Below are 22091 nucleotides of genomic sequence, written 5' to 3' on the forward strand. Positions count from 1 at the left end.
CAGCCGAGACTGAGGACATCCACCGGGAACAGGCAGAGGAGGCACCCGCCATGACGACCGACATGCTGCCCGCGGCATACGAACGGCTGCACGCGTACGGGCCGGAGTTCGGCGGCGACGAGGAGGGCAACCACGGGCTGACCAACCACGGCCCTATGGCCGTGGAGGTGATGGTCCGGCGCGGGCTCGACGTCGACGTCGAGGGCTGGCTCGACCGCTACGTACACCGCCTGGCCGAGCTGCCCGGCACGAGCGCGGCCATCCGGCCCGGTGAGTGGCGCGCGGCGCTGGGCGAGGCCCGACGGCTGCCCGACTGGACCGCGTACTTCCGGCACGAGCTGACCGAACGCCCGTGGCGGAGCGTGCTCGCCGAGTGGTGGCCGCGGCTGCTGCCGGGCATCGTGGCCGGCTCGACCCACGGGGTGATCCGGGTCGGCCACGCGGTGCGCGCCCTGCGCGGCGCCTCCGTCCCCGCCCCGCAGACCCTCGACGAGCTGGCCCACGGGCTGGCGTTCTGGGCGGCGCGCTACCGCGAGCTCGCCGGGGTGGTCGTGCCGGACGGCACCCTCGCACCGCGCGAGGCCCTGACGGCGGTCACCCGGCTCACCGATCAGAGCGGCTTCATCGCCCACCGGCTCGACCGGCTCGAACGCAGCCCGGGCTGGACGGCAAGCCTGCGGGCGCTGGCACCCGCCGCGTCCGACGACGGGGTCCCGGCGCGGCTGGAGTCGCTCGTCGACAGCGCCGCCCGGGCGTACCTCGGGCTCGGCCACGGCTCGCCGGTCCTCCTGGTCCACGCGGCGACCGCGCCCAACGCCGTGCGGCACGTGCTCCCGGACCTGCCCAGGGAGCAGTGGCTACCGAGCCTCGCGGCGGCCTGGGCGGCCGTGGCGGCGGTCGTCGCCACGTACGCCCCGGCGCGGCCGGCCCCGGCCGCAGAGATCGTCCGGCGCCGGCCCGCACCGACTCGCGAGGACGCGCTCCAGCGGGCCGCCGAGCACGGCGACGAGCACGTCCTGAAGTTCGCCGACACGGCCGTCGAGTCCCACGACCGCACCGGTGACCCGGACCTGCTCGCCGCGACCGTGTACGTCGGTGAGCTGATCGGTCGCCCCTGACGGCGGCCGGGCACCGCGGTCGAGCCGGGCGGGAAATGGCTCCGCAGGTCGGAGACGCGGCCGGAAATCGGTACGGCCGCACGGCGACGTCGGGCTACCGTGCGCGCATGAGCGGCGCCCCCACCCTGCACTTCCACACCGATCCCGACGAGTTCCTGGCCGCGGCCGGCGACCACCTCGCGGCGAATCCCGTGGTCGGCACGGTCGTGGCCACCGTCGCGCACCGGCAGCTGGCCCGGCAGGCCGACGGCGTCGCGCCGCCCGAGGACGACTGGTGGCTCGTGGTGCGGGACGCCTCCGGCGCGGTCGTCGGCGCCGGGATGCGCACCGCGCCCTTCGCACCGCGCCCGCCGTTCCTGCTGCCGATGCCCGACGAGGCGGCCGAGGCGCTGGCCCGGGTGTGCCACGAGCGCGGGGAGGAGGTTCGCGCCGTCAACGGCGCGCTGCCCGCGGCGCGACGGTGCGCCGCCGAGGTGACCCGGCTCGGCGGCGGACGGGTCGACGTCGCCCAGCACACCCGGCTGCACGAGCTCGGCGACCTCGTGGAGCCGGCGCGGGTGCCCGGCTCGCTGGTGGTCGCGACCGAGGACGACGTGGACCTGGCCGCCGAGTGGTTCGCGGCGTTCATGGCCGACGCCGACGAGCAGGCGGGCCGCCCGCGCGGGGTCAGCGCGCACGAGATCCCCGACCGCGACGAGCTGCTGCGCCGGATCCGTGGCGGACGGCTGTGGTTCTGGACCGACGAGAACGGCCGGCGGGTGCATCTCACCGCGGCCAACCCGCCGTCGTTCGGCGTGGCGCGCATCGGTCCGGTCTACACCCCGCCGGAGCAGCGCGGGCGAGGCTGGGCCAGCAACGCGGTCGCGGAGGTCTCCCGGCTGCTGCGGGCCGAGGGCGCCCGGGTCTGCCTCTTCACCGACCAGGCCAACCCGACCTCGAACCGGATCTACGCCAACCTCGGCTACCGGCCCGTGGTCGACATGGCCAACCTGGTCATCGTCCCCTGACACCCACCCGCGCCGCCGGTGTCGGGGTCAGTGGGCGAGGTCGAGCCCGGCCAGCCGCTCCGGGTCGGCGATCACGTCGATGGCGGCGATCCGCCCGTCGGTCACGGTGAACGCCATCACCGACAGCGGCCGGCCGGCCGCGCTGACCAGCACCCCGGCCGCGCCGTTGACGAGCACCGGCCGGGCGAACGGAGAGAACCGGCCGAACGTGGTGGCCTGCGCGGCCACCACCCGCGCCCCGGTGAGCACCGTGGAGTGCCGCGCCCGTGCGGTCCCGCCGTCGGAGCGGAGCACCACGTCGGGGTGCAGCACGGCCACCAGCCGGTCGAAGTCGCCCTCCCGGGCGGCGGCCAGGAACGCGCTGACCACCTCCCGCTGGCGGGCCAGGTCCGGGTCGGGCGCGGGCGCCTGGCCGCGAACCCGGCGACGGGCGCGGCTGGCGAGCTGCCGGGCGGCGGCCGGTGACCGGTCGACCAGCGCGCCGATCTCCTCGAACGGCACGCCGAACATGTCGTGCAGCACGAAGGCGAGCCGCTCGGTCGGGGTGAGCGTGTCCAGGACCACGAGCAGCGCCAGCCCGACCGAGTCGGCCAGCACGGCGGCGTACGCCGGATCGGCGTCCCCCTCCGCGACGTCCACGACCGGGTCGGGCAGGCGTACCTCGAGGGGGTCCTCGCGGCGGGTGGCGCGGGCCCGCAGGGTGTTCAGGCACACCCGGGCGACGACCGTGGTCAGCCAGGCGGCCAGGTTGTCCACCTCAGCGGTGTCGGTGCGGGCCAGCCGCAACCAGGTCTCCTGCACGGCGTCCTCGGCCTCGCTCAGCGAGCCGAGCATCCGGTAGGCCACCGCCCGCAGCCGCGGCCGCTCCCGCTCGAACCGTTCGGTCAGCCCGGCGTCCTCGCCCATGTCCCAGTCCTTCCGCGCGGGGGTTCCGGTTGACCGACCCGCACCGGCCCGCCGGTGTGACCGGAGGTGACGCCGGTCACTTCGGTCACACGTCCGGCCCGCCGCGGGTCGAGCCGGTGCAGCCCGACCGTAGCGAAGATCTTTTCAAGGAGGACGACATGAACGCACCCATCCTGGTCACCGGCGGCACCGGCACCCTCGGCCGGCTGGTCGTACCGCTGTTGCGCGAGGCCGGCCACCCGGTACGCGTGCTCAGCCGCCGCGGCGGCCGGCCCGGCGACGGCGTCACGCACGTCACCGCCGACCTGCTCACCGGCGCGGGCGTCGACCCGGCGGTGCACGGCGTCGGCACCGTGCTGCACCTGGCCGGCGGCCCCAAGGGCGACGACGTGGCCACCCGCCACCTGGTCGACGCCGCCCGGCGCGCGGACGTGGGCCACCTCGTGTACATCTCGGTGGTCGGGGCGGACCGGGTGCCGCTGGCCTGGCTGCGGTCCAAGCTGGACGCCGAGCGGGCCGTCGCCGGCGCCGGCGTGCCGTGGACGACGCTGCGCGCCGCCCAGTTCCACGACCTGACGCTGACCGTGGTGGCCAGGATGGCGATGCTCCCCGTGGTCCCGGTTCCCGGGGGCCTGCGGTTGCAGCCGGTCGACGCCCGCGAGGTGGCGGCCCGGATGGCCGAGCTGACGCTGGGCGCGCCGGCCGGCCTGGTGCCCGAGCTGGCCGGACCCCGCGTCTACGGCCTGGGCGAACTGGTCGCCGGCTACCTGGCGGCCGCCGGTCGGCGCGGGCGGCCGCGGCTGCCCGTCCGGCTGCCGGGCAGAGCCGGCCGGGCCTACCGGAACGGGGACAACCTCGCCCGCCCCGGGGCCACCCTCGGCGTACGCACCTGGGAGGCGTTCCTGGCGGAACGGCTGCGGCAGCCGGCGGCCGGCGCGCAGGTCTGACCGGTCCGCCGACCGCGCCGATCGGGACCGGGATCCCGATCGGCGCGTCGCCCGACCGGCGGTGTCAGCCCAGGTGCCGGGCGAAGAACCGCAGCGTGCTGTCCAGTTCGAACGCCGGGATCTCCCCGTGCCTGCCCGGGTTGGCGTGCAGGGTCTTCTCGGTCGAGGCGAAGGCGTCGAACAGCGCGAGGCCCTGCGCCCGTGGCACCCGCTCGTCGTCCCACTGCAGCAGGAACTCCACGGGGACGGTGATCCGCGCGGCGGCCTCCGCCGAGGCCAGCGCCCCGCCCAGGCCGAGCACCGCCGCACGGACCCGGGGTTCGGCGGCCACGAACGGAACGCCGAGCCCGCACCCCAACGACACACCCCAGTAGCCCACCGGACCGGCGCCCACGTGGTCGAGGGCCTGGACCGCGTCCAGGACCGCTCGCCACTCGGGGACGGTCCGGCGAGCCGCGAGCGCCTGGAACCCGGCGATCAGCGGCGCCAGGTCCTTCCCGGCCTCGGCGCGAGCCTGGTTCGCGGTCGCGATCCGGTCGTACTCCTCGACCTCCGGCCGGTCGCCGTGCGCCGGCACGTCCACCGCCACCACGGCGAAGCCGCAGTCGGTTACGAAGCGGCGTGCCCGGGCCAGGATGCCGGGGGCCTTCTTGTGCTGGCCGCCGCCGTGGCCCATGAGGATGAGGGGACGCGTGCCGGTGGCGCCGTCCGGCGTCCACAGCACGCCGGGAATCTCACCGAGGGTGAAGAGCTGTTCGGAGACGCCGTCGGACGACGCCTGAGAGGTGAAGCGCATAGCGTTTCGGGCCTTTCGGGATGCCTTCTTCGGGCACTCCCTAGGCCATGCGAGGGAGGGAGCCCCGACCTGTCACAGCGTTGATCGGTCTCACCTCCTCAGTTCGCAGCACCGCACAGCGACGCCGAAGCTATCACGAAGGACTCTCGAGTGGCCTGGCGCCTATGACCCACCGGCCGGGCAGTTGTTGCTCGTCAGCGTGACGCTGTATTCGCTGTCGTCCTGCGTGATGCCCGACGCTGAACCGTCGAACCAGGTCTCGACCTTCTCCCAGCCCCGGTGCTGCTCGTAGTGCAGGTGCGGCGCGCCGGAATTGCCGGTGCTCCCCACCCGCCCGAGCTGCTCGCCGCGGGCCACCCGCTGCCCGGCGCGGACCAGCGGCGGTTCGAGCAGGTGCAGGTACTGCGTCTCCCACCTGCCGCCGTGGTCGATCTTCACCCAGTAGCCCCCGCCGCGCCCGCGCGGACCCTTCGGGTTGTCCGGGGTACGCCCACCCAGCGACCCGTTGATCCCGGCCACGGTGACCGTCCCGGCCTGCGAGGCGAGCACCGGCCTCCCCCACGCCTCGCCTTCGGCGGGGAACAGGTCGACGTCGTAGGCGTCGTGGCCCGGGTAGGTGCCCAGCCGCCACGTCTCGCCGCAGGACACGGGAAGCTGGAACAGCGGGCGCGGTCCCGGCGGCGGCAGCAGCGGCACGACGACCACGGCGACGGCCACCAGGGCCGCGGCCGCGCCGACCGCGAGACCGATGCGGAGCGCGCGGCGCCGGTCGCGGCGTCCGGGCGGCTGGGCGGTCGTCATCGACCCGAGCATGTCAGACACCGCCCAGGTCACGGAGGCTCGTTGCGCAGGTGCCGGTGCGGGCGCGCCTCACCAGCCGACGGTGGTGAGGCTGATGGGGGTGAGCTGGCGGACCTGGGGCTCGATCCACTGTGCCGCGGTGACCAGCTTGACCAGCCGGTCGATGGTCTCCGGTGGCCCGGCCACGAAGCTGCGCCGGTCGGCCGGGCAGCCGTAGCGGTCGTCGAAGCAGCCGCCGTCGAGGGCCCGGACCGCCATGCCGGCCTCGGCGGCGAGGAGCATCCCGGCCGGCAAATCGACCGCCTCGGGGCGGTAGCCGACGATGCCGTCGATGTCGCCGCGGGCCAGCATCACCCAGGACAGCAGCGGCGCCCACAGTTGCAGCACCCGTCGCGCGGTGGTGTCGAGCACCACCTTCAGCGCCCGGGCGGTGCTGTCGTCCCGGGCCACCTCGTGCCCCTGGGTCCAGGCCAGCACCGGCGCGGTCGGCACCGGCCGGCGGGGCGCGTGCAGCGGGCGGCCCGACGGCCCGGACCCGTGCACGAAGGCGCCCTGCCCACGGACGGCCGACCAGGTGCGACCGGCGACCGGGTCGTGCACCACGCCGAGCACCGGTGAGCCCCGGTCGCAGAGGGCGATCCCCACCACGTACGCGGGCAGCCCGATCGCCACGTTGTTGGTGCCGTCGAGCGGGTCGACCAGCCAGGCCCAGGCGTTGTCGGCGGCGTACTCGCCGCCCTCCTCGGCGATCACCCCGTGCTCCGGCCAGCGGGACCGGATCCGGTCGACGATGAGCCGTTCGGCGGCGAGGTCCAGGTCGGTGACCAGGTCGCCGGAGTCGTTCTTGGCCCGGGCGTGCAGCTCGCCCCGGGTGCCCCGGCGCAGCAGCCGCCCGGCCGCCTGGGCCGCCTCCACCGCGAACCGGTGCGCGTCGCGCAGGTCGGGCCCGCCTCTGTTCGGCTCCACGTCCATGGCTCCTCCAGCCAGTCAGCCCCGTGCCACCAGTTGCGCGATCTCCCGCGCCATCCGTGCGGTCTCCGCCGCGTCACAGCGGTCCCGGCGTATCCGGTGGCTGCGCCCGTCCACCGCGCCGAGGCTCAGGTCGCACACGCCGGGGGTGGTGCGGCCGAGTGCCACGGTCACCGCCGGCTCGCCGGCGTCGACCTCCGAGGTGTGGAAGCCGCCGGCGCGCAGCGCGTACGAGTCGCCGGCGGAGTGGGTCTCCACGGTGGCGGTCACCGCGGTGACCAGCCGGTCGGTGGCCGCCATCTCGTCGACGTCGCCCCGGCTGTGCACCTCGTAGATCCGCCAGGAGGGGTCGGCGGGGGCGTCGGTCACCTCGATCAGCTCGTTGCGTACCGTGCCGTGCAGCACGTGGCTGAGCAGGTCCCAGCTGTGCGAGTGCATGGTCGAGGTGGTCGGGCGCACCGGCGGCGGGTCGGCCGGCCAGGCGTGCACGCAGATGCCGTCGGGGCCGGTGCGCTCCACGGGCAGGCAGGTGAAGCCGAGCGGGTGCCGGACAGCGAGCAGCGGCCGCCGCCCCTCGGCGACGTCGTGGAGGACGTCGAGCACCCAGCCGCGCAGCAGCTCCGGCCGGGCGCCCCGGTCGATCTCCCGTTCGAGGTCGGTGTAGGTCATCATTCGTACGGGTTCCTCGCCTGGATGGCCCGGCTCACGATGTCGGCGACCTCGCGGTCGCCGAAGGACCGGGGCAGCGGCAGCCCGAGCGCGGCGAACAGCTTGCGCACCTGCTCGACGGAGGGCTCGTCGTCCAGCTTGACCGTCGCGGCCGCCTCGATGGGCACCCGCCGGCTCTGCTTGCGGCTGTAGTCCAGCTCGATGTTGAACCGGTTGTAGTAGAGCTCCCTGCGGTCGATCCGCAGGGCCGGTGTCTGCGGGTTCTCCTGCGTGATGATGACGCAGGACGAGGAGAGGTCGTAGCGGAAGGTGGTCATCTGCGCGGAGAGCCGGACCTCGACGGTGAGCAGCCCGGAGCGTTGCAGGTGCCAGCAGGCGGCCAGCACGGTCGCGTACGACTCCTTGCGGGTGCGGTCGACGGTCCACCGCTCCCCGGGCGCGTCGGGGTCGAGGCTGCGGCGGAACCGCGCGTAGCGCTCGCAGACGTCCTCGTCGGTCGGGTCGATGATCTCGATGGCGAAGCTCAGGGTGGCGTTGCGCCGGCGGGCGTGCTCCAGGCACTGCGGCAGGGTGACCGCCCGGGTGAAGGTGCCCGTTCCGCCCTTGAACGCCCACGAGTCGGTGTGCTGGCGGGCCTCGGCGAGGGCCCGGCCGACCTCGCTGCCGTGCAGCACCCGCACCATGGAGACGCTGTCGATCGCGTCGCGGGCCCGGTTGAGCGCCCCGTCCGGACCGGTGATCTCGTGCATCTGCGGGACCAGTTCGGTGAGCCGGTCACGGGTTGCCCGCATGACCTCGCGCACCTCGTGCTGGGCGGTCTCGCGGCGCAGCCGGTCGCGCAGCACGGCCTGGGCGAGCACCGCGAGGACCAGCAGGATGGCACTGTTGACCACGTCCTGGCTGACCGTGTTGGTCAGGCCGAGGACGGCCACGGTGACGGCCAGCACCAGGCCGATGAACGCGTCGAGATTGTTGACGACCCAGGTGAACAGGCGCGCCATGACATCCCCCGGTCGACGACGGAACCCCCATGATAGCCCGTTGTCAATCTCGCCATCACGCGCTGTTCGGGTGGACCGTACCCCTCGGTGACGGCGCCTCCGCCGTCCGGCGGGCGGCGCAGATCAGCGACCCGCCGAGCCCCGGCGCGAGGCGGGCCAGCAGGCGGGAGGTGACCCAGCGTCCACCCGGGAGCCGCCATCCGACCTCGTTGGACCGGATCGCCAGCGGCGCGAACCCGGCGCGGCACAGCACCCGCCGCAGCAGCGAGGCGGTGAACGGCCGGATGTGCAGCCAGAGGTAGGGGTGCAGGGGGTCCACCTGCCGCGGCGCCCGGCCGGCGAGGAACGCCAGCCGGTCCTGCGCGGGCGCCAGGTTCGGGGTGGTCAGCACGAGCAGGCCGCCCGGGGCGAGCACGCGGTGGCACTCGTGCAGCAGCGCGAGCGGGTCGTAGACGTGCTCGATCAGCTCGCCGGTGAGCAGGCCGGCGAAGCTGCCGGCGCGGAACGGCAGCCCGCGGGTGGCGTCCAGGCAGACCGGCAGGGCCGCGCCGTCGGCGGCCCGGCGGGCCGCGCCCAGCGCGGTCTCGGCCATGTCGGCCACCACGAGCGGGCCGGGCAGCGCCGCCGGGTCCAGCATGCTGCGCGGGCCGCACCCCAGTTCCAGGACGGGACGTCCGGCCGGCACGCCGTCGACCATGAGCCGGGCCGCGACCGCGCGGCGGATCCGGTGGTACGGGTCGTCGACGTACCCGTTGACCTGCGCGCCGTCGTGGTAGCTGCGCCGGTTGGCGCGGCGGCCGTGCGCCTGCGCGCTGCGCGACGAGGTCCCGGTCGGCGGCTCGGCCATCGCACCCTCCACTGCGGTCGTCGCCCTCGTCGGCGGCGTCCGCCTCCAGCCTCGCACCACGCCGGGCCGGCGGCGCGGAAATCCATCCCGGGTACGCCGACGCGGCGGCCGGGAGTCCGGCCGCCGCGTCGTGGGTGTCGGGTCAGATGGCGCGGGCCCAGTCCAGCCGGCTGCTGTCGTCGTACTCGTCGCCGGGGATCCACCACGGCTCGCCGAAGCCGCTGGTCGAGACGATGATGTTGCCGCCGTCCGGTGCCTCGTTGGTCGGCGGGATCGACAGCGCGGCGCAGTAGCGCCCGTCGGGCGAGAACACCGGGGACTGGTAGTAGCGGGGCTCGTCGGTGAGCCGCTTGAGGCCGGTGCCGTCGATGCGGACGGAGCCGAGCGCCGCCCCACCGAGCACCTCGGTGTCCCGCGTCCAGCGGTTCGTGCAGAACACCACCCGCTCGGAGTTCGGCATGAACACCGGCCCGTGGAACAGCTCGCCGGCCGCCTCCGGGGTGTAGATCGGCCGCACCTTTCCGGTGGCCAGTTCCAGCGTGCGCAGTTGCGGCCCCTCGGAGCGGCTGGTCCACCGCATGACGATCATGGAGCCGTCCCGGGACCAGTTGGGGTAGGACATGACGTGGCCCTGGACGAGGACCCGCTTGGCGCCGGTGGCCACGTCGACGGCGATCAGCGCGTCGTTCGCGGTCCCGGTGACCAGGGCGATCTCCCGGCCGTCCGGAGACCAGGTCGGGGCTCCGTAGTGGTTGGTGCGGGGCGGGTCGGCGAGCAGCTCCCGGATCTCGCCGGTGACCCGGTCGAACAGCGACACGTAGGGCAGGAGCCGGCCGTCGCCCGACCAGGCGTTGTTGACCCAGGCCACGTAGCGGCCGTCGGGCGACGTGGTGGCCTGGTCGCCGTCGGTGAGCAGCTGCTGCGGCGTGGTGCGCCCGGGGTTGACCTGGAGCACGCCCCAGCCGACGCTGACCAGCCAGGGCCCGTTGACCACCTCGGTGGTCTCCGCAGCGGCGGCGGGCGCCGCGGCAACGAGGCCGGTCGCCGCGGCGGCGCCGGCCAGCGCGGCGGTACGCAGCAGGGCCCGGCGATTCATCTCAGTCAAGGCAACCCCCGTGATAGACGTCGCCCCACCCTCCTGAAAGGAAGATCCGCCGGGCATCGGACGAGCGGGCGGACCACCGTCGGCCACTCGGTCAGCCCGTACGGTGACCGGCCCGGCGGCCGGTACCCTCGCCCCGGTGACCTCCGACGCGCTGCGCCGCGCACTCACCGACCCCGGCGACCCGCCGCTGCCGCCCCTGCCCGGGGTGGCCGTCGAGCTGCTCGACGCCCTGCAGGCGCCGCCCCGGCTCGCCGCGCACCTGCGGCTCGTGCACGACGTCGCCCGGCAGCTCACCGCCGCGTTCGCCGAACGCTTCCCGCTGGTGCCGTTCGACCGGCAGGCGGTGCTGTTCGGGGCGGCGATCCACGACCTCGGCAAGGTGGAGCACCCCGAGGAGCTGTCCGGGCCCGGCTCGGCGCACGAGGAGGCGGGCTACCAGCTGCTGCTGCGCTTCGGCGTGCCCGAGGAGCGGGCCCGCTTCGCCGTCACCCACGCCGCCTGGCACGCACCGGGGGTGCAGCTGGAGGACCTGCTCGTCAGCCTCGCCGACAAGGTGTGGAAGGGCAAGCGCGTCACCGACCTGGAGGAGCTGGTGGTCGACCGGCTCGCCGACATCACCGGGCAGCCGCCCTGGCAGGCCTTCCTCGACCTCGACGACGTGCTCGCCGCGCTGGCCGCCGACGCGGACCGCCGGCTCGCCTTCCAGGCCGAGCACCCGGTGCACGGCTGACCCGCCCGGCTGTTACGCGGCGGTTACCCGGCTGCGATGGCGCTGTGGCAGGGCGGGCCGACCGTGTGGGCAGGGACACCGGACGGGGTCCCGGCACACGCCAGGGAGGCCACCATGAGACTGAGGAGAACACTGCTGGCGCTGGTCGTCGTGCTCGGCGGGCTGGTCGCCGGCACGAGCGGCGCGACCGCGGCGGCGCCGTACTGCGGGATCACCTGGGGCAGCACGGCCAGGACGGCCGGCGCCCTCAGCACCGACCCGCTCGGCGAGGTCCGCACCGGACGGCACGACTGCTACGACCGGGTGGTCTTCGAGTTCGCCGGACCGGCCAACGGCTACTCCGTCGCCTACGGCGAGACGTACACCGAGGGGCAGGGCCTCGCGCTGAGCCCGTACACCGCCGGGGGCGCGCTGCTGTCGGTGTCGCTGCGGGCGCCCGCGTACGACGACGAGCACGTCGCCACGCTGCCCTACCGCGCCGGTGAGCACGCCGCGACCGTGCTGGGCTACCGCACGCTGCGGGACGTCGTCTTCGGCGGCAGCTACGAGGGCTACACCACCTTCGCGGTGGGCGTCCGCGCCCGGCTGCCGTTCCGGGTCTTCGTGCTCAGCGGCCCCGGCACGCACAGCCGCATCGTGATCGACGTGGCCCACCGGTGGCAGGCGTGACCTTTCCCCAGGTGAGAGGGGCCGACCGGCCCCTCACCACCGCCCGTTGCGCCCACGCCTCACCGCGTCGCCCCGGACTACCCTGAGTGGTCATGGAGGGCCGCGTGCTGGTCGTCGAGGATGACGCCTCCATCCGGGAGGTGACGGCCCTCGGCCTGCGCCGGGCCGGGTTCCGGGTGGCCACCGCCGTCGACGGCCCGGCCGCCCTCGCCGCGTGGCGGGCCGGACCTGTCGACCTCATCGTGCTCGACGTGATGCTCCCCGAACTGGACGGATTCGAGGTGTGCCGGGAGATCCGGCGCACCAGTCAGGTGCCGATCCTCATGCTCACCGCCCGCACCGACACCATCGACGTGGTGGTCGGCCTGGAGTGCGGGGCCGACGACTACCTCCGCAAGCCGTTCGACCTGCCGGAGCTGGTCGCCCGGGTCCGCGCCGTGCTCCGCCGGACCGTCGCACCGGCCCCCGAGACCACCGTGACCGCCGGGCCGCTGGAGATCGACCCGGCCCGCTTCGTGGCCCGCCGGGACGGCCGCGAGCTGACCCTCACGGCCACCGAGTTCCGGCTGCTGCTGGAGCTGGCCCGGCGGCCCGGCCAGGTGTTCACCCGCGAGCTGCTGCTCGACCGGGTCTGGGGACACAGCTACCTGGGCGACTCCCGGCTGGTCGACGTGGCCGTGCAGCGCCTGCGCGCCAAGGTCGAGGACGATCCCGGGGCGCCCACCCTGATCCGGACGGTCCGCGGGGCCGGCTACAAGCTCACGCCGGGGTGAGCGCGCCATGGTGGCCGGCAGGGTCGTGCCCGGGCGGTTGCGGCGCCGGCTCGTCGTCGCGTTCGTCCTCGTGGCCGGCATGTCCGCCGGGGCGCTGGCCGCCGGCTCCTACCTCATGCTGCGGCAGGCCCGGTTCGACGGCTCGCTGCAACGCGCCGACGCCGACGCCCGCTACCAGCTCGTGGTCGCCGCGCAGTTCCTGCCGCTGACCGACACCCGCCGGGCCGACCTGCTGGCCAGCTTCGAGGAGTCCGGCCGGCACGTGGTGCTGGTCGCCGGGGAGACCCAGGCCTCCAACCCCCGGTACGCACCCACCCCCGACCCCGACCTGCGGGCCGCCGTCGCCGCCGGGCAGCTCGGCTTCCAGCGCACCTCCGGCCGGCCCCACCTGCTCGTCGTCGGCGGCCGGATCCCCGGATCCACCGCCGAGCTGTACGTGGTGACCGTCGAGGACGACCTCGTGGACGCGCTCGACCAGCTCCGCACCGCCTCGATCGTCGGCTGGGCGGTGGTCGTGCTGCTCGCCGCCGGCGTGGGCAACGCGCTCGCCCGCCGCACCCTGGAACCCGTCGGCCGGGCCAGCCGGGCCGCCCGGGCCGTCGCCGAGGGGCTGCTGCACACCCGGCTGCCGGTGCGCGGCAGGGACGAGTTCAGCGCCTGGGCCACCTCCTTCAACGAGATGGCCGAGGCGCTGGAGACCCAGATCGAGGCGCTGTCGCAGGCGCAGGCGCGGGAGCGCCGGTTCACCGCCGACGTGGCGCACGAGCTGCGTACCCCGGTCACCGCCCTGGTGGCGGCGGCCTCGCTGCTCGCCGACCAGCTCGACGCCCTCCCGGCCGACGCGCGCCGCGCCGCCGAGCTGCTCGTGGCCGACGTGGTCCGGCTGCGCCGGCTGGTCGAGGAACTGATGGAGATCTCCCGCCTGGACGCCGGCCGGGAGGTGCTCGCCACCCGCCCCGTGGACGTCGGCGCGCTGCTGCGCCGGATCGTCGCGGGCCACCCCGACGCCCGGGCCCGCGTGGACGGCGACGCGCCGCCCGTGGTGACCGACCCGCGCCGGCTCGAACGGATCCTGACCAATCTGGTGGCCAACGGGACCGAACACGGCGGCGGCGACCTGCGCGCCGACATCCGGCACACCGGCGCCGCGCTGGTGGTCGAGGTCGCCGACCGCGGGCCGGGCATACCGGCCGAGCACCTGGCCCACATCTTCGACCGGTTCTACAAGGCGGACCCGGCCCGCACCGGGCCCGGCAGCGGGCTCGGCCTGGCCATCGCCCGGGAGAACGCCCGGCTGCTCGGTGGCCGGCTCGACGTGACCAGCGAGGTCGGCCACGGCACCCGCTTCCGCCTCACCCTCCCGCTCGACACCGGGGACACCCCATGCGACGCCTGATCCCGCCGCTCGCCGCGCTGCTGCTGCTCACCGCCGGCTGCGCCCCGCCCCGCACCGGCACCCTCGGGCCCGCCCCGGCCGGCCCGTCGCCGACCACCGGCGCCGCACCGACCGGCACGCCCGTGCCGACCCCGCCCGCGACCCGCGCGCCCACCACACCCGCCACGACGGGCACGCCGACCGCCGCAGCGCCCACCGGACCGGACGGGACGCTGACCGTGCAGCTGTGGTTCGCCCGCGCCGGGAAACTCGTGCCCACCCGGCGTACGCTGCCGGCCACCGTGGCCACGTCCCGGCTGGCGCTCACCGAGCTGGCCGCCGGCCCGTCGCCCGCCGAGAGCGCCGCCGGCCTGACCACCCTGGTCCCGCCCGGTACGCAGGTGACCCGCATCGCCGGCGGGGTGGCGACCCTGGTCCCACCGGCCGGTTTCGACGCCGGCGGGGCGACGACCGCCCGGCTGCGCCGCGCCCAGGTGGTCTGGACGCTCACCCAGTTCTCCACCGTCCGGCGGGTCGCCTTCGCGCCGACCGACACGGCGACCGGGCGCGACGACTACGCCGACCTGCTGCCCCCCGTCGTGGTGACCGCCCCGGCGATCGGCGACCGGGTCGCCAGCCCGGTCACCGTCAGCGGTACCGCCGACGTGTACGAGGCGACGGTGAGCGTCCGGGTGCTCGACGCGGCGGGCCGGGAGATCGGCACCGCCTTCACCACGGCCTCCTGCGGCTCCGGCTGCCGCGGCGCCTACCGGCTGGACGTCCGCTACCGGGGCGCGGCGGCCGGCCGGGGCACCGTCGAGGTGTACGAGGTGTCGGCGCGCGACGGCTCCCGGATCAACGCGGTCCGCGTCCCGGTCGAGCTGACCGCCGCCCGGTGACGCGAACCCACAGCGGACGGCGGTGTCGAGACCGAACGGGGATTCGAACCCCGGTGCGCGGAGTTGCAGTCCGCTCCCTGGCCGCTCGGGCATTCGGTCGGGCTGGTGCGTGCCCCCGGCTGGATTCGAACCAGCGACCTTCGGATCCGGAATCCGACGCGCTCTCCGCTGCGCCACGGGGGCATGAGTTGTCACGGCGAACCGATTGACTTTCGATAGGTTCCAAGCGATAGTCGATGCATGCTCACAGCTCAGCGAGCGGTTCTCCCGCTCAGACTCCTCCTCGTGCTGCTGTTCGGGATCCTGGTCCTGTTCCAGACCATGTCGCTGCCCGGGCAGTTCGCGTACATGGCCCGGGAGAACCCGGACCTCGCGTACCTGCGCTGGCCGGCGACCGCGGTGACGGTGTTCTGGGTGCTCTGCGTGCAGGTGGTGATCGTGTGCACCTGGAAGCTGCTCACCCTGGTCAAGAAGGACCAGATCTTCAGCGAGGCGTCGCTGGCCTGGGTCGACGCGATCGTGTGGGCCATCGCCGCCGCCTGGGTGGTGCTGGTGGGCGTCTTCCTCTACGTCGGCTTCAACGCCGACGACCCCGGTCTGCCGCTGCTGCTGTTCCTGCTGGTCACCGGAGTTACCGCGCTGGGGCTGCTCATGGTGGTCATGCGGGCGCTGCTGCGGCAGGCCACCACGCTCCGGACCGACATGGAAGCGGTGATCTGATGCCCATCGTCGTCCGGATCGACGTCGAGCTGGCCAAACGCAAGATGAGCGTGGGCGAGTTCGCCGAGCGGGTCGGGCTCACCCCGGCCAACGTCGCGGTGCTGAAGAACGGCCGGGCCAAGGCCGTCCGCTTCAGCACCCTCGAAGCCATGTGCCGGGTGCTGAACTGCCAGCCCGGCGACCTGCTGGAATGGGTCGAGGAACAGGGAGAAGACCGATGAAGTATCTGCTCGGGCTCGTCGCCGTCCTCGCCGTCGCGCTCGGCGTCGCCGGCATCGTCTACGGGGAGGCCGACGACTCGCCCGGCCTCCAGCTCCTGGCCGGCCTGCTCGTCATCGGCGCGGTCGCGATCGGCGTACGGATCGCCCGACGCAGCCGGTAGGTGTCGCTGCGAGCTGAGGATTCGAACCTCAATTCCCCGATCCAGAATCGGATGTGCTGCCTGGTTGCACCAGCTCGCATGGGATCCGCATGCCGCGGACCGTGCCCCGACCAGGATTCGAACCTGGGCTCTCCGGTTTCGTAGACCGGCGCGCTCTCCGCTGCGCCACCGGGGCGGGCGACCGGCGCCCCTCCCCCCTCGGGGGGCGCCGGTCGGTTCAACCCTTCACGCAGACGACCTGCTTGAGGTGGGCGACCACCTCGACCAGGTCCTCCTGCTGGGCCATCACCTTCGTGATGTCCTTGTACGCGCCGGGGATCTCGTCGACCACCCCGGCGTCCTTGCGGCACTCGACGCCCGCCGTCTGCGCGGCCAGGTCGGCGGTGCTGTACGTCCGCTTCGCCTGCCCCCGCGACATCCGCCGCCCGGCCCCGTGCGACGCCGAGCAGTACGCGTCGAGGTTGCCCTTGCCACGCACGATGTACGACCCGGTGCCCATCGATCCCGGGATGATGCCCAGGTCGCCGCGACCGGCCCGGATCGCGCCCTTGCGGGTCACCAGCACCTCGACCCCGTCGTAGCTCTCCTCCGCCACGTAGTTGTGGTGGCAGGAGATCGGCTCGTCGTAGCCGACCTGCGGGAACTCGTCCCGCACCACCCCGCAGAGCACGGCGAGCATGACGGCCCGGTTGCGGCGCGCGTACTCCTGCGCCCACCACAGGTCACGGCGGTAGGCGTCCATCTCCGGGGTGCCGGCGAGGAACACCGCGAGGTCCCGGTCGGGCAGCTCCACGTTGTGCGGCAGCCCACGGGCCACCGCCATGTGCCGCTCGGCCAGTTCCTTGCCGATGTTGCGGGAGCCCGAGTGCAGCATCAGCCAGACCCGGCCGTCGTCCGGGCCGCCCTGCTCCAGGCAGACCTCGATGAAGTGGTTCCCGCCGCCGAGGGTGCCCAGCTGCCGCTGGGCCCGGGTCTCCAGCTGCGCCACCTTCCGGTCCAGGGTGCCGAAGCGCCGCCAGAACTCGTCCCAGCCGCCCTGCTCCAGCCCACGGATCCGGCGCGGGTCGACCGCGTCGGCGCGCATGGCGAACCCGACCGGGATGGCCGCCTCGATGGCGCTCCGCAGCGGGCCGAGGTCGTCGGGCAGGTCGGCCGCGGTGAGCGAGGTGCGGACCGCGGACATGCCGCAGCCGATGTCCACGCCGACCGCGGCCGGCGACACGGCCTGCCGCATGGCGATCACCGAGCCGACCGTGGCGCCCTTGCCGAAGTGCACGTCCGGCATGACGGCGACGCCGTGCACCCAGGGCAGCGTGCCGATGTTGCGCAGCTGCCGGGCCGCCTGCGCCTCGATCGTGTAGGGGTCGGTCCAGACCCGGACCGGCGCCCGGGTACCGGCCAGCGGGGTGAAACCCATCGTTGTCTCCTCGTTCAGGGGTGATGTTCGAGCGGCTGGCCGGATTCGAACCGGCGATCTTCACCATGGCAGGGTGACGCGCTGCCTGACTGCGCTACAACCGCGAGGCGGTCCCGGGGCGGGACCGGCGTAGGCCGTACGGGACTCGAACCCGTGACCTCCCGGGTGAGAACCGGGTGAGCTGCCAATTGCTCCAACGGCCCGCGGGACGGCGGATGCCGTCCGCGTGTGTCCGGGACCGCGGAATCGAACCGCGTGTCTCTCGCGCCCAAGGCGAGCGGGTCAGCCAGCTCCCTCGTCCCGGTTGCCCGGCCGGCGCGCGGGCGCCGGCCGGGAGTCGTGCTCGTGCCGTCCGCTGTGGAGTTGAGAAGGTGCGACGCCACCGGCCGGACGGCCGGGACGCGGTCGTGCAGGGGCGGCAGGATTCGAACCTGCAACCGTCGGGTTTGGAATCCGGTGCTCTTCCGTTGAGCTACGCCCCTCGGACCCGGTGACGAGAAAGCCGCCCGGTCCCTGGTCTCGGGGCGGGCGGCTGCGCGTGTGTGTGTCGCGCCGGCGCTAGTCGCGCCACCACCCCGATTGCCACTGCTGCCGCCGGCAGCGACCCGGGCCCGGTTCGGGCAGCAGGGCACCGCCGCGCGGCGCGGGCCGCTCGGCCTGGGTGCGGTTCTGCTGCGACACGGTGTGCTCCCTGGGTGGTGGAACCGGTTGACGTTGGCCCGTTCACGGTACGGGCGGGGTCGGAAGCGTCGCAAGCGAATATTCGTGAGGACCTTTCGGCGGGCACCGAACGGTCCCGGCCCTAGCGTCGGACCAGGCAGAAGACGGAAGGGGTACGGGATGGACTGGCGGCGCCGGGTGGCGGAGCGGTTCCGGGAGGTCAACGGGGAGCACCCGATGACGGCGGCGGACGACGCGTACGTCAGCGGGCAGTTCGTGGCGCTCGACGCGCTGTGCGCGGCGTCCGGGCGCGACCCGGACGCCGTACGCCGGTTGATGCTGGACCGGCGGCTGCCGTTGCCGGGCTACCTGCGCTCGGACGGCGCGGAGATGGTCCCGGCGGACCTGTTCGCGCTGGCGGAGCGGGCCGGCGGGGTGGACGCGCTGCCCGGGTGGTTCGTCGCGCAGTGGGCCGACCCGGCGCGCGGCGCCGAGGAGTGGGACACCTACCTGAGCGGCCAGTACGTCTGCCTGCGCTCGGTGACACCGGAGTCGATCCGGCGCAAGGACGAGCTGACCGCGGCCATCGGGGCGGCGCCGGCCGAGCCGGACGCCGGGTCGGCGGCCTGGCTCGACCGGCTGCACGCCCTGGTCGACGAACTGGACGCGCTGGAACCGGCGTTCACCGGCTACGACCGGCTCCGGTTCGGCGGGCCGACCTCCCGCGACACCTGCGTGGACGGGATGCGCGCCCGGTATCCGCGGCGGGTCAGCGCGCCGGCCGGCCGGTGACCCGGCGGGCCACGGCCAGCAGGTACTCCCGGCGGTGCAGCGGGTCGTGGTCCCAGCGGGGCCGGCTCGGGGCCGGTCCGCGTACCGGGCGGTAGTGGTCGAACTCGGCCTCCAGGGTGCCCTCGCCCCGGGTCAGCCCCGGCAGCCGCTGGTCCAGCGCGTGCACCCGCCCGGCGGGGACCTCCCCCTCGATGAGGTAGCCGGTGCCGCGCAGGGTGCTGCTGCGGGGAGTCGCGCCCAGCCCGGCGAGCGCGGGCAGCACCGTGCCGACCAGGTCCGCGGGGAGGTCGAGCCGGAACCGGTGCACCGGCTCGTGCACCCGGGTCCCGGCGCGGGTGAGGGCGGTCATCAGCACCAGCGGGGTGAGGTTCCGGAAGTCGCCGGCCGTGCTGGACATGCTCTTGTCGAACACGCCGTGGGCGTGGCTCTGCCGGGCCCAGTAGCCGCCGTGGGTGAGGGTGACCACGCAGTCGATCACGGCCCAGCCGTGCAGGCCCTGCCGCAGGGTCTCCCGGACCGTCTCCTCGATCGCCTTGAGGAAGGCCAGCGGCATCGAGCCGAGTTCGATGCCGAGCCGGAACTCGACGCCGCCGCCGACCGGCCCGGGCTCGACGCGCAGGCCGACGGTGCCGAGGAACGGGTTGGGGTCCCGGCCGATCCACTCGACGGCCGCCCCGACGCCGACGACCCGTTCCACGCAGACGGTGGTGGTCTCCCGGAAGGTGACCGGGACGCCGTGGTCGCCGGCGAGGGTGGCCTCGATGACCTCCTTCTGCACCTCGCCGTAGAGGGACACGGCGAGCTCCTGGCGGCGGTCGTCCTGGCGCAGGTTGATCAGCGGGTCCTGCTCGGCGAGCTGGGTGAGGGCGGCGTGCAGGGCCGGGCGGTCGGCCGGGCGTACCGGTTCGACGACGGTCTCCAGCGTGGGCGGCGCGAAGTGGCGCCGGGCGGCCGGGCGCTCGGGCGGGACGCCGAGCACGTCGCCGACGCGGACACCGGCCAGGCCGTGCAGCCGGACGATCCGGCCGGCGCCGGCCGCGTCGGCGGGCGTCGCGTCGCCGCCGTCGAAGACACCGAGGGCGGTGACCCGGGCCTCCTGGCCGTCGCCGTGCCGGATCCGGTCGCGGACCCGCACGGTGCCGGCGAAGATCCGGGCGTACGCCACCTTCTCCCCGGACGGGCCGCGCTCGACCTTGAAGACGGCCCCGGAGAGCGGGGCGTCGTCGTCCCCGGCCGAGGCGGGAAGCAGCCCGGTGACCGCGTCGATCAGGTCGGCCACGCCGGCCCCCGTGATGGCGGAACCCGCGAGCACCGGGTGCACCCGGGCGCGGGCAGCCTGCGCGGCGAGCACCGTCCGCAGCCGCATCGGGGTGACCGCCCGCTCGTCGGCCACGTACGCCGCCAGCAGCGCGTCGTCGTGCGCGGAGAGCAGGTCGACAAGACGGGCGTGGTGGCCGGGGTCGCCGGGCGGATGCGGGATCCACGTCGCGCCCGGGGTGCCGGCGGCGTCGACCCGGCCGAGGGCGACCACGTCGGGGGTGAGCCGGTCGGCGAGCTGGCGCAGCACCGCGTCCGGGTCGGCGCCGGCCCGGTCCACCTTGTTCACGAAGAACAGGGTGGGGATGCCGAGGCGGCGCAGGGTGCGGGCCAGCACCCGGGTCTGGGCCTGGACGCCCTCGACGGCGGACACCACGAGCACCGCGCCGTCGAGCACGCCGAGCACGCGTTCCACCTCGGCGATGAAGTCGGGGTGGCCGGGCGTGTCGATGAGGTTGACGGTGGTCCCGGCGACGGCGAAGGAGACCACGGCGGAGCGGATGGTGATGCCCCGCTGCCGCTCCAGCGCCAGGGTGTCGGTGCGGGTGTTGCCGGCGTCGACGCTGCCGGGCTCGTCGATGACCCCGGCGCTGTGCAGCAGCCGTTCGGTCAGGCTCGTCTTACCGGCGTCGACATGGGCGAGGATGCCGAGATTGAGGGTTTTCACGAAGCGTCATGTCCTTGAGGTCGGCGGTGGTTCGCTTCTGCGGGGACATGCACGCGGCTCGCATCTCGAGCTCCTCCTTCCCATGTGCGTCGTGGCCGATTCCAGCAGCCGGCGCGGGGCGCCGGCAAACGAATAACTGTGGGTGCGCTACGAGGCGTGCGCCACCGGGTGGCGCTTCATCTCCTCCATGAACGGGTAGCGCGCGGTCAGCTCGGCGAGCGTGCACCCGGCCCGCCAGGCCCCGGCCACCTGGGCGACCTGGAGCAGGTCGGTGGCGTCGCCCCGGGCCTGGACCTCGCCGTCGACCCGCAGGTCGATCATGAAGTAACGGGCCTGGGCGCCCAGGCTCACGCACACGATGCCCCGGTCGGAGGTCGCCTCGGCGCAGGTGAACCGGCTGCGCCCCTGCTCGGGGGCGGTCACCCGGCCGATGTCGAGCTGGTGCCGGGCCGCCGTCTGCACGAGAGCGGGAGCCAGGCCGCCCGGCTCGACCAGGTCCGGGTAGAGGCGCACACCCAGTGCCGTCGAAACGTCGCTCATGACTGACTCCCACTTCCTTGTGACAGAGACCAGCTGCACGCAGGTTACGGGTGTGTTTCCGGCGCGCCTGGTCATCCTGTCCCCCCTGGACGCCCCACGGCAATAGGAACGGTCGATTCGACCACCATCGGGCCCGCGTCCGGGGCCCGGTACGCTCCCGCTGCATGGCCAGGATCCGGTGTGACTTCTTCTCCACGGCGCTCGGAATGGGCACGTCGATGACCGTGCTGCTGCCCGACAGCGCGGCCGGGATCGGCATGGCCGGCGCGGCCAGGGCCGGCGATCCGCCGGTGCTCTACCTGCTGCACGGCCTGACCGACGACGACACCGTGTGGACCCGGCGCACCTCGATCGAGCGGTACGTCGCCCCACTGGGGCTGGCCGTGGTGATGCCGCAGGTGCAGCGGAGCTTCTACTGCGACGAGGCGCACGGCAACCGGTACTGGACCTTCCTGAGCGAGGAACTGCCCCAGGTGTGCCGGTCGTTCTTCCGGCTCTCCGACCGGCGCGAGGACACCTTCGTGGCCGGCCTGTCCATGGGCGGCTACGGGGCCGTGAAGTGGGCGTTGCGCCACCCGGACCGGTTCGCGGCGGCGGCCAGCCTGTCCGGCGCCCTGAACGTGGCCCACCGGCGCCACCACCCGACGAGCCCCATGGACCCCGCCGTCTGGCACACGGTGTGGGGCGACCGGGACGTGGCCGGCCCGGACGACGACACGGTGGCGCTGCTGGAGCGTTCCGGCGACGACCTGCCGGCGTTCTACGTCGCCTGCGGCACCGAGGACTTCCTCTACGAGGACAACACCCGCTTCGTGGCGACGGCGCGCGGCCGGGGCGTACCGGTCACCGTGGACTTCTCCCCCGGCGACCACGACTGGGGGTACTGGGACGCGCGGATCCAGGACGTGCTGGCCTGGCTGCCGCTGCGCCGCGACGGCTGACGAGAGGTCCCTCTCCGCAGGCCGGGCGGCCTGCTCCGGGTTG

25 protein-coding genes and 8 tRNA genes are annotated in these 22091 nt (G+C 74.4%); 13 read left to right on the plus strand and 20 right to left on the minus strand.

The features are described from left to right. Nucleotides 1–50 precede the first annotated feature (50 nt). Both GA0070214_RS02620 and GA0070214_RS02625 read left to right on the plus strand, forming a co-directional pair. The gene (locus GA0070214_RS02620; RefSeq protein WP_091258582.1) at nucleotides 51–1118 is read left to right on the plus strand and encodes a questin oxidase family protein; all 1068 of its coding nucleotides are present in this window, start codon (nucleotides 51–53) and stop codon (nucleotides 1116–1118) included. A 107-nt stretch (nucleotides 1119–1225) separates the two neighbouring features. Next, nucleotides 1226–2125, plus strand: coding sequence for a GNAT family N-acetyltransferase (locus GA0070214_RS02625; protein WP_091258584.1), 900 nt, complete (start codon nucleotides 1226–1228; stop codon nucleotides 2123–2125). Between the two features lie 27 nt (nucleotides 2126–2152). Here GA0070214_RS02625 and sigJ read toward each other — a convergent pair whose 3' ends face one another. Further along, nucleotides 2153–3031, minus strand: a complete 879-nt coding sequence (sigJ, locus tag GA0070214_RS02630; RefSeq protein WP_091258588.1) for an RNA polymerase sigma factor SigJ — start codon at nucleotides 3029–3031, stop codon at nucleotides 2153–2155. Nucleotides 3032–3189: 158 nt separating this feature from the next. Here sigJ and GA0070214_RS02635 point away from each other — a divergent pair, with 158 nt between their 5' ends. Continuing rightward, entirely contained in the window at nucleotides 3190–3978 is a 789-nt protein-coding gene (locus tag GA0070214_RS02635; protein ID WP_091259836.1) for an SDR family oxidoreductase, read from the plus strand. 64 nt (nucleotides 3979–4042) lie between these two features. Here the strand turns inward: GA0070214_RS02635 and GA0070214_RS02640 are convergent, their stop codons facing one another. From GA0070214_RS02640 to GA0070214_RS02670, 7 genes are all read right to left on the minus strand, one after another. After that, the gene (locus GA0070214_RS02640; RefSeq protein ID WP_091258590.1) at nucleotides 4043–4774 is read right to left on the minus strand and encodes a dienelactone hydrolase family protein; all 732 of its coding nucleotides are present in this window, start codon (nucleotides 4772–4774) and stop codon (nucleotides 4043–4045) included. A 162-nt stretch (nucleotides 4775–4936) separates the two neighbouring features. Then, the gene (locus GA0070214_RS02645; RefSeq protein WP_091259839.1) at nucleotides 4937–5575 is read right to left on the minus strand and encodes a M23 family metallopeptidase; all 639 of its coding nucleotides are present in this window, start codon (nucleotides 5573–5575) and stop codon (nucleotides 4937–4939) included. 69 nt (nucleotides 5576–5644) lie between these two features. Then, a complete protein-coding gene (locus GA0070214_RS02650) occupies nucleotides 5645–6547 on the minus strand; it encodes an inositol monophosphatase family protein (RefSeq protein ID WP_091258592.1) in 903 nt (300 codons plus the stop codon). Nucleotides 6548–6562: 15 nt separating this feature from the next. Further along, nucleotides 6563–7216: a hypothetical protein gene (locus GA0070214_RS02655; RefSeq protein ID WP_091258594.1), complete on the minus strand. Its 654-nt coding sequence runs from the start codon at nucleotides 7214–7216 to the stop codon at nucleotides 6563–6565. Further along, the gene (locus tag GA0070214_RS02660; protein WP_091258595.1) at nucleotides 7213–8214 is read right to left on the minus strand and encodes a hypothetical protein; all 1002 of its coding nucleotides are present in this window, start codon (nucleotides 8212–8214) and stop codon (nucleotides 7213–7215) included. The genes GA0070214_RS02655 and GA0070214_RS02660 overlap by 4 nt, the downstream gene beginning before the upstream one ends. A 55-nt stretch (nucleotides 8215–8269) precedes the next feature. Continuing rightward, nucleotides 8270–9061, minus strand: coding sequence for a class I SAM-dependent methyltransferase (locus GA0070214_RS02665; protein WP_091258597.1), 792 nt, complete (start codon nucleotides 9059–9061; stop codon nucleotides 8270–8272). 142 nt (nucleotides 9062–9203) lie between these two features. Further along, nucleotides 9204–10157, minus strand: a complete 954-nt coding sequence (locus GA0070214_RS02670) for a hypothetical protein (protein ID WP_244167564.1) — start codon at nucleotides 10155–10157, stop codon at nucleotides 9204–9206. 145 nt (nucleotides 10158–10302) lie between these two features. Here GA0070214_RS02670 and GA0070214_RS02675 point away from each other — a divergent pair, with 145 nt between their 5' ends. The 5 genes from GA0070214_RS02675 to GA0070214_RS02695 all read left to right on the plus strand — a co-directional run bounded on the left by GA0070214_RS02675 (nucleotide 10303) and on the right by GA0070214_RS02695 (nucleotide 14612). After that, nucleotides 10303–10896: an HD domain-containing protein gene (locus GA0070214_RS02675; protein ID WP_091259841.1), complete on the plus strand. Its 594-nt coding sequence runs from the start codon at nucleotides 10303–10305 to the stop codon at nucleotides 10894–10896. 114 nt (nucleotides 10897–11010) lie between these two features. Next, nucleotides 11011–11565: an AMIN-like domain-containing (lipo)protein gene (locus GA0070214_RS02680; protein ID WP_091258601.1), complete on the plus strand. Its 555-nt coding sequence runs from the start codon at nucleotides 11011–11013 to the stop codon at nucleotides 11563–11565. A gap of 92 nt (nucleotides 11566–11657) precedes the next feature. After that, complete coding sequence (locus GA0070214_RS02685; RefSeq protein WP_091258604.1) at nucleotides 11658–12338, plus strand: response regulator transcription factor; 681 nt, start codon at nucleotides 11658–11660, stop codon at nucleotides 12336–12338. A 7-nt stretch (nucleotides 12339–12345) separates the two neighbouring features. Further along, a complete protein-coding gene (locus GA0070214_RS02690; protein WP_091258606.1) occupies nucleotides 12346–13734 on the plus strand; it encodes a sensor histidine kinase in 1389 nt (462 codons plus the stop codon). Next, nucleotides 13722–14612, plus strand: coding sequence for a Gmad2 immunoglobulin-like domain-containing protein (locus GA0070214_RS02695; RefSeq protein WP_091258608.1), 891 nt, complete (start codon nucleotides 13722–13724; stop codon nucleotides 14610–14612). Before GA0070214_RS02690 ends, GA0070214_RS02695 begins: the two co-directional genes overlap by 13 nt. A gap of 28 nt (nucleotides 14613–14640) precedes the next feature. On the opposite strand, the gene GA0070214_RS02700 is transcribed toward GA0070214_RS02695, so the two are convergent. Together GA0070214_RS02700 and GA0070214_RS02705 are read right to left on the minus strand one after the other, a co-directional pair. Continuing rightward, a tRNA-Cys gene (locus GA0070214_RS02700) sits at nucleotides 14641–14711 on the minus strand. Nucleotides 14712–14722: 11 nt separating this feature from the next. After that, nucleotides 14723–14795, minus strand: a tRNA-Arg gene (locus GA0070214_RS02705). A 102-nt stretch (nucleotides 14796–14897) separates the two neighbouring features. Here GA0070214_RS02705 and GA0070214_RS02710 point away from each other — a divergent pair. Genes GA0070214_RS02710 through GA0070214_RS31700 form a run of 3 tightly spaced genes read left to right on the plus strand, consistent with a single transcriptional unit; the run spans nucleotide 14898 to nucleotide 15714 of the window. Further along, on the plus strand, nucleotides 14898–15332 hold the full coding sequence (locus GA0070214_RS02710) for a DUF2975 domain-containing protein (RefSeq protein WP_244167517.1): 435 nt from the start codon (nucleotides 14898–14900) through the stop codon (nucleotides 15330–15332). Then, a complete protein-coding gene (locus tag GA0070214_RS02715; RefSeq protein WP_091258612.1) occupies nucleotides 15332–15553 on the plus strand; it encodes a helix-turn-helix domain-containing protein in 222 nt (73 codons plus the stop codon). Before GA0070214_RS02710 ends, GA0070214_RS02715 begins: the two co-directional genes overlap by 1 nt. Further along, the gene (locus GA0070214_RS31700; RefSeq protein WP_167364179.1) at nucleotides 15550–15714 is read left to right on the plus strand and encodes a hypothetical protein; all 165 of its coding nucleotides are present in this window, start codon (nucleotides 15550–15552) and stop codon (nucleotides 15712–15714) included. The genes GA0070214_RS02715 and GA0070214_RS31700 overlap by 4 nt, the downstream gene beginning before the upstream one ends. A 6-nt stretch (nucleotides 15715–15720) precedes the next feature. Here GA0070214_RS31700 and GA0070214_RS02720 read toward each other — a convergent pair. The 8 genes from GA0070214_RS02720 to GA0070214_RS32710 all read right to left on the minus strand — a co-directional run bounded on the left by GA0070214_RS02720 (nucleotide 15721) and on the right by GA0070214_RS32710 (nucleotide 17812). Then, nucleotides 15721–15793, minus strand: a tRNA-Gln gene (locus GA0070214_RS02720). 23 nt (nucleotides 15794–15816) lie between these two features. Then, nucleotides 15817–15889: transfer RNA gene (locus GA0070214_RS02725), tRNA-Arg, on the minus strand. Between the two features lie 42 nt (nucleotides 15890–15931). Beyond that, nucleotides 15932–17131, minus strand: coding sequence for an RtcB family protein (locus GA0070214_RS02730; RefSeq protein WP_091258615.1), 1200 nt, complete (start codon nucleotides 17129–17131; stop codon nucleotides 15932–15934). A 30-nt stretch (nucleotides 17132–17161) separates the two neighbouring features. Continuing rightward, a tRNA-Gly gene (locus GA0070214_RS02735) sits at nucleotides 17162–17235 on the minus strand. A gap of 26 nt (nucleotides 17236–17261) precedes the next feature. Then, nucleotides 17262–17334 (minus strand) — tRNA-Glu (locus GA0070214_RS02740). A gap of 28 nt (nucleotides 17335–17362) precedes the next feature. Then, nucleotides 17363–17435, minus strand: a tRNA-Pro gene (locus GA0070214_RS31705). A gap of 106 nt (nucleotides 17436–17541) precedes the next feature. Next, nucleotides 17542–17613, minus strand: a tRNA-Trp gene (locus tag GA0070214_RS02745). A gap of 76 nt (nucleotides 17614–17689) precedes the next feature. Continuing rightward, nucleotides 17690–17812, minus strand: coding sequence for a hypothetical protein (locus GA0070214_RS32710; protein WP_279615638.1), 123 nt, complete (start codon nucleotides 17810–17812; stop codon nucleotides 17690–17692). Between the two features lie 159 nt (nucleotides 17813–17971). Between GA0070214_RS32710 and GA0070214_RS02750 the strand changes: the two genes are divergently transcribed. Then, nucleotides 17972–18583: a DUF6058 family natural product biosynthesis protein gene (locus tag GA0070214_RS02750; protein WP_091258617.1), complete on the plus strand. Its 612-nt coding sequence runs from the start codon at nucleotides 17972–17974 to the stop codon at nucleotides 18581–18583. Here the strand turns inward: GA0070214_RS02750 and GA0070214_RS02755 are convergent. Together GA0070214_RS02755 and GA0070214_RS02760 are read right to left on the minus strand one after the other, a co-directional pair. Beyond that, nucleotides 18561–20567, minus strand: a complete 2007-nt coding sequence (locus GA0070214_RS02755) for an elongation factor G (RefSeq protein ID WP_091258620.1) — start codon at nucleotides 20565–20567, stop codon at nucleotides 18561–18563. The two genes, GA0070214_RS02750 and GA0070214_RS02755, sit on opposite strands and share 23 nt — an antisense overlap. A gap of 147 nt (nucleotides 20568–20714) precedes the next feature. Then, nucleotides 20715–21107 carry a hypothetical protein gene (locus GA0070214_RS02760; RefSeq protein WP_091258622.1) on the minus strand — a complete coding sequence of 131 codons (393 nt, stop codon included), beginning with the start codon at nucleotides 21105–21107 and terminating at the stop codon, nucleotides 20715–20717. Between the two features lie 164 nt (nucleotides 21108–21271). Here GA0070214_RS02760 and GA0070214_RS02765 point away from each other — a divergent pair, with 164 nt between their 5' ends. Next, nucleotides 21272–22048, plus strand: a complete 777-nt coding sequence (locus GA0070214_RS02765; protein ID WP_091258623.1) for an alpha/beta hydrolase — start codon at nucleotides 21272–21274, stop codon at nucleotides 22046–22048. Nucleotides 22049–22091 lie beyond the last annotated feature (43 nt).

It is taken from the genome of Micromonospora chaiyaphumensis (assembly GCF_900091435.1).
In the GTDB taxonomy this organism is placed as follows: Bacteria; Actinomycetota; Actinomycetes; order Mycobacteriales; family Micromonosporaceae; genus Micromonospora; species Micromonospora chaiyaphumensis.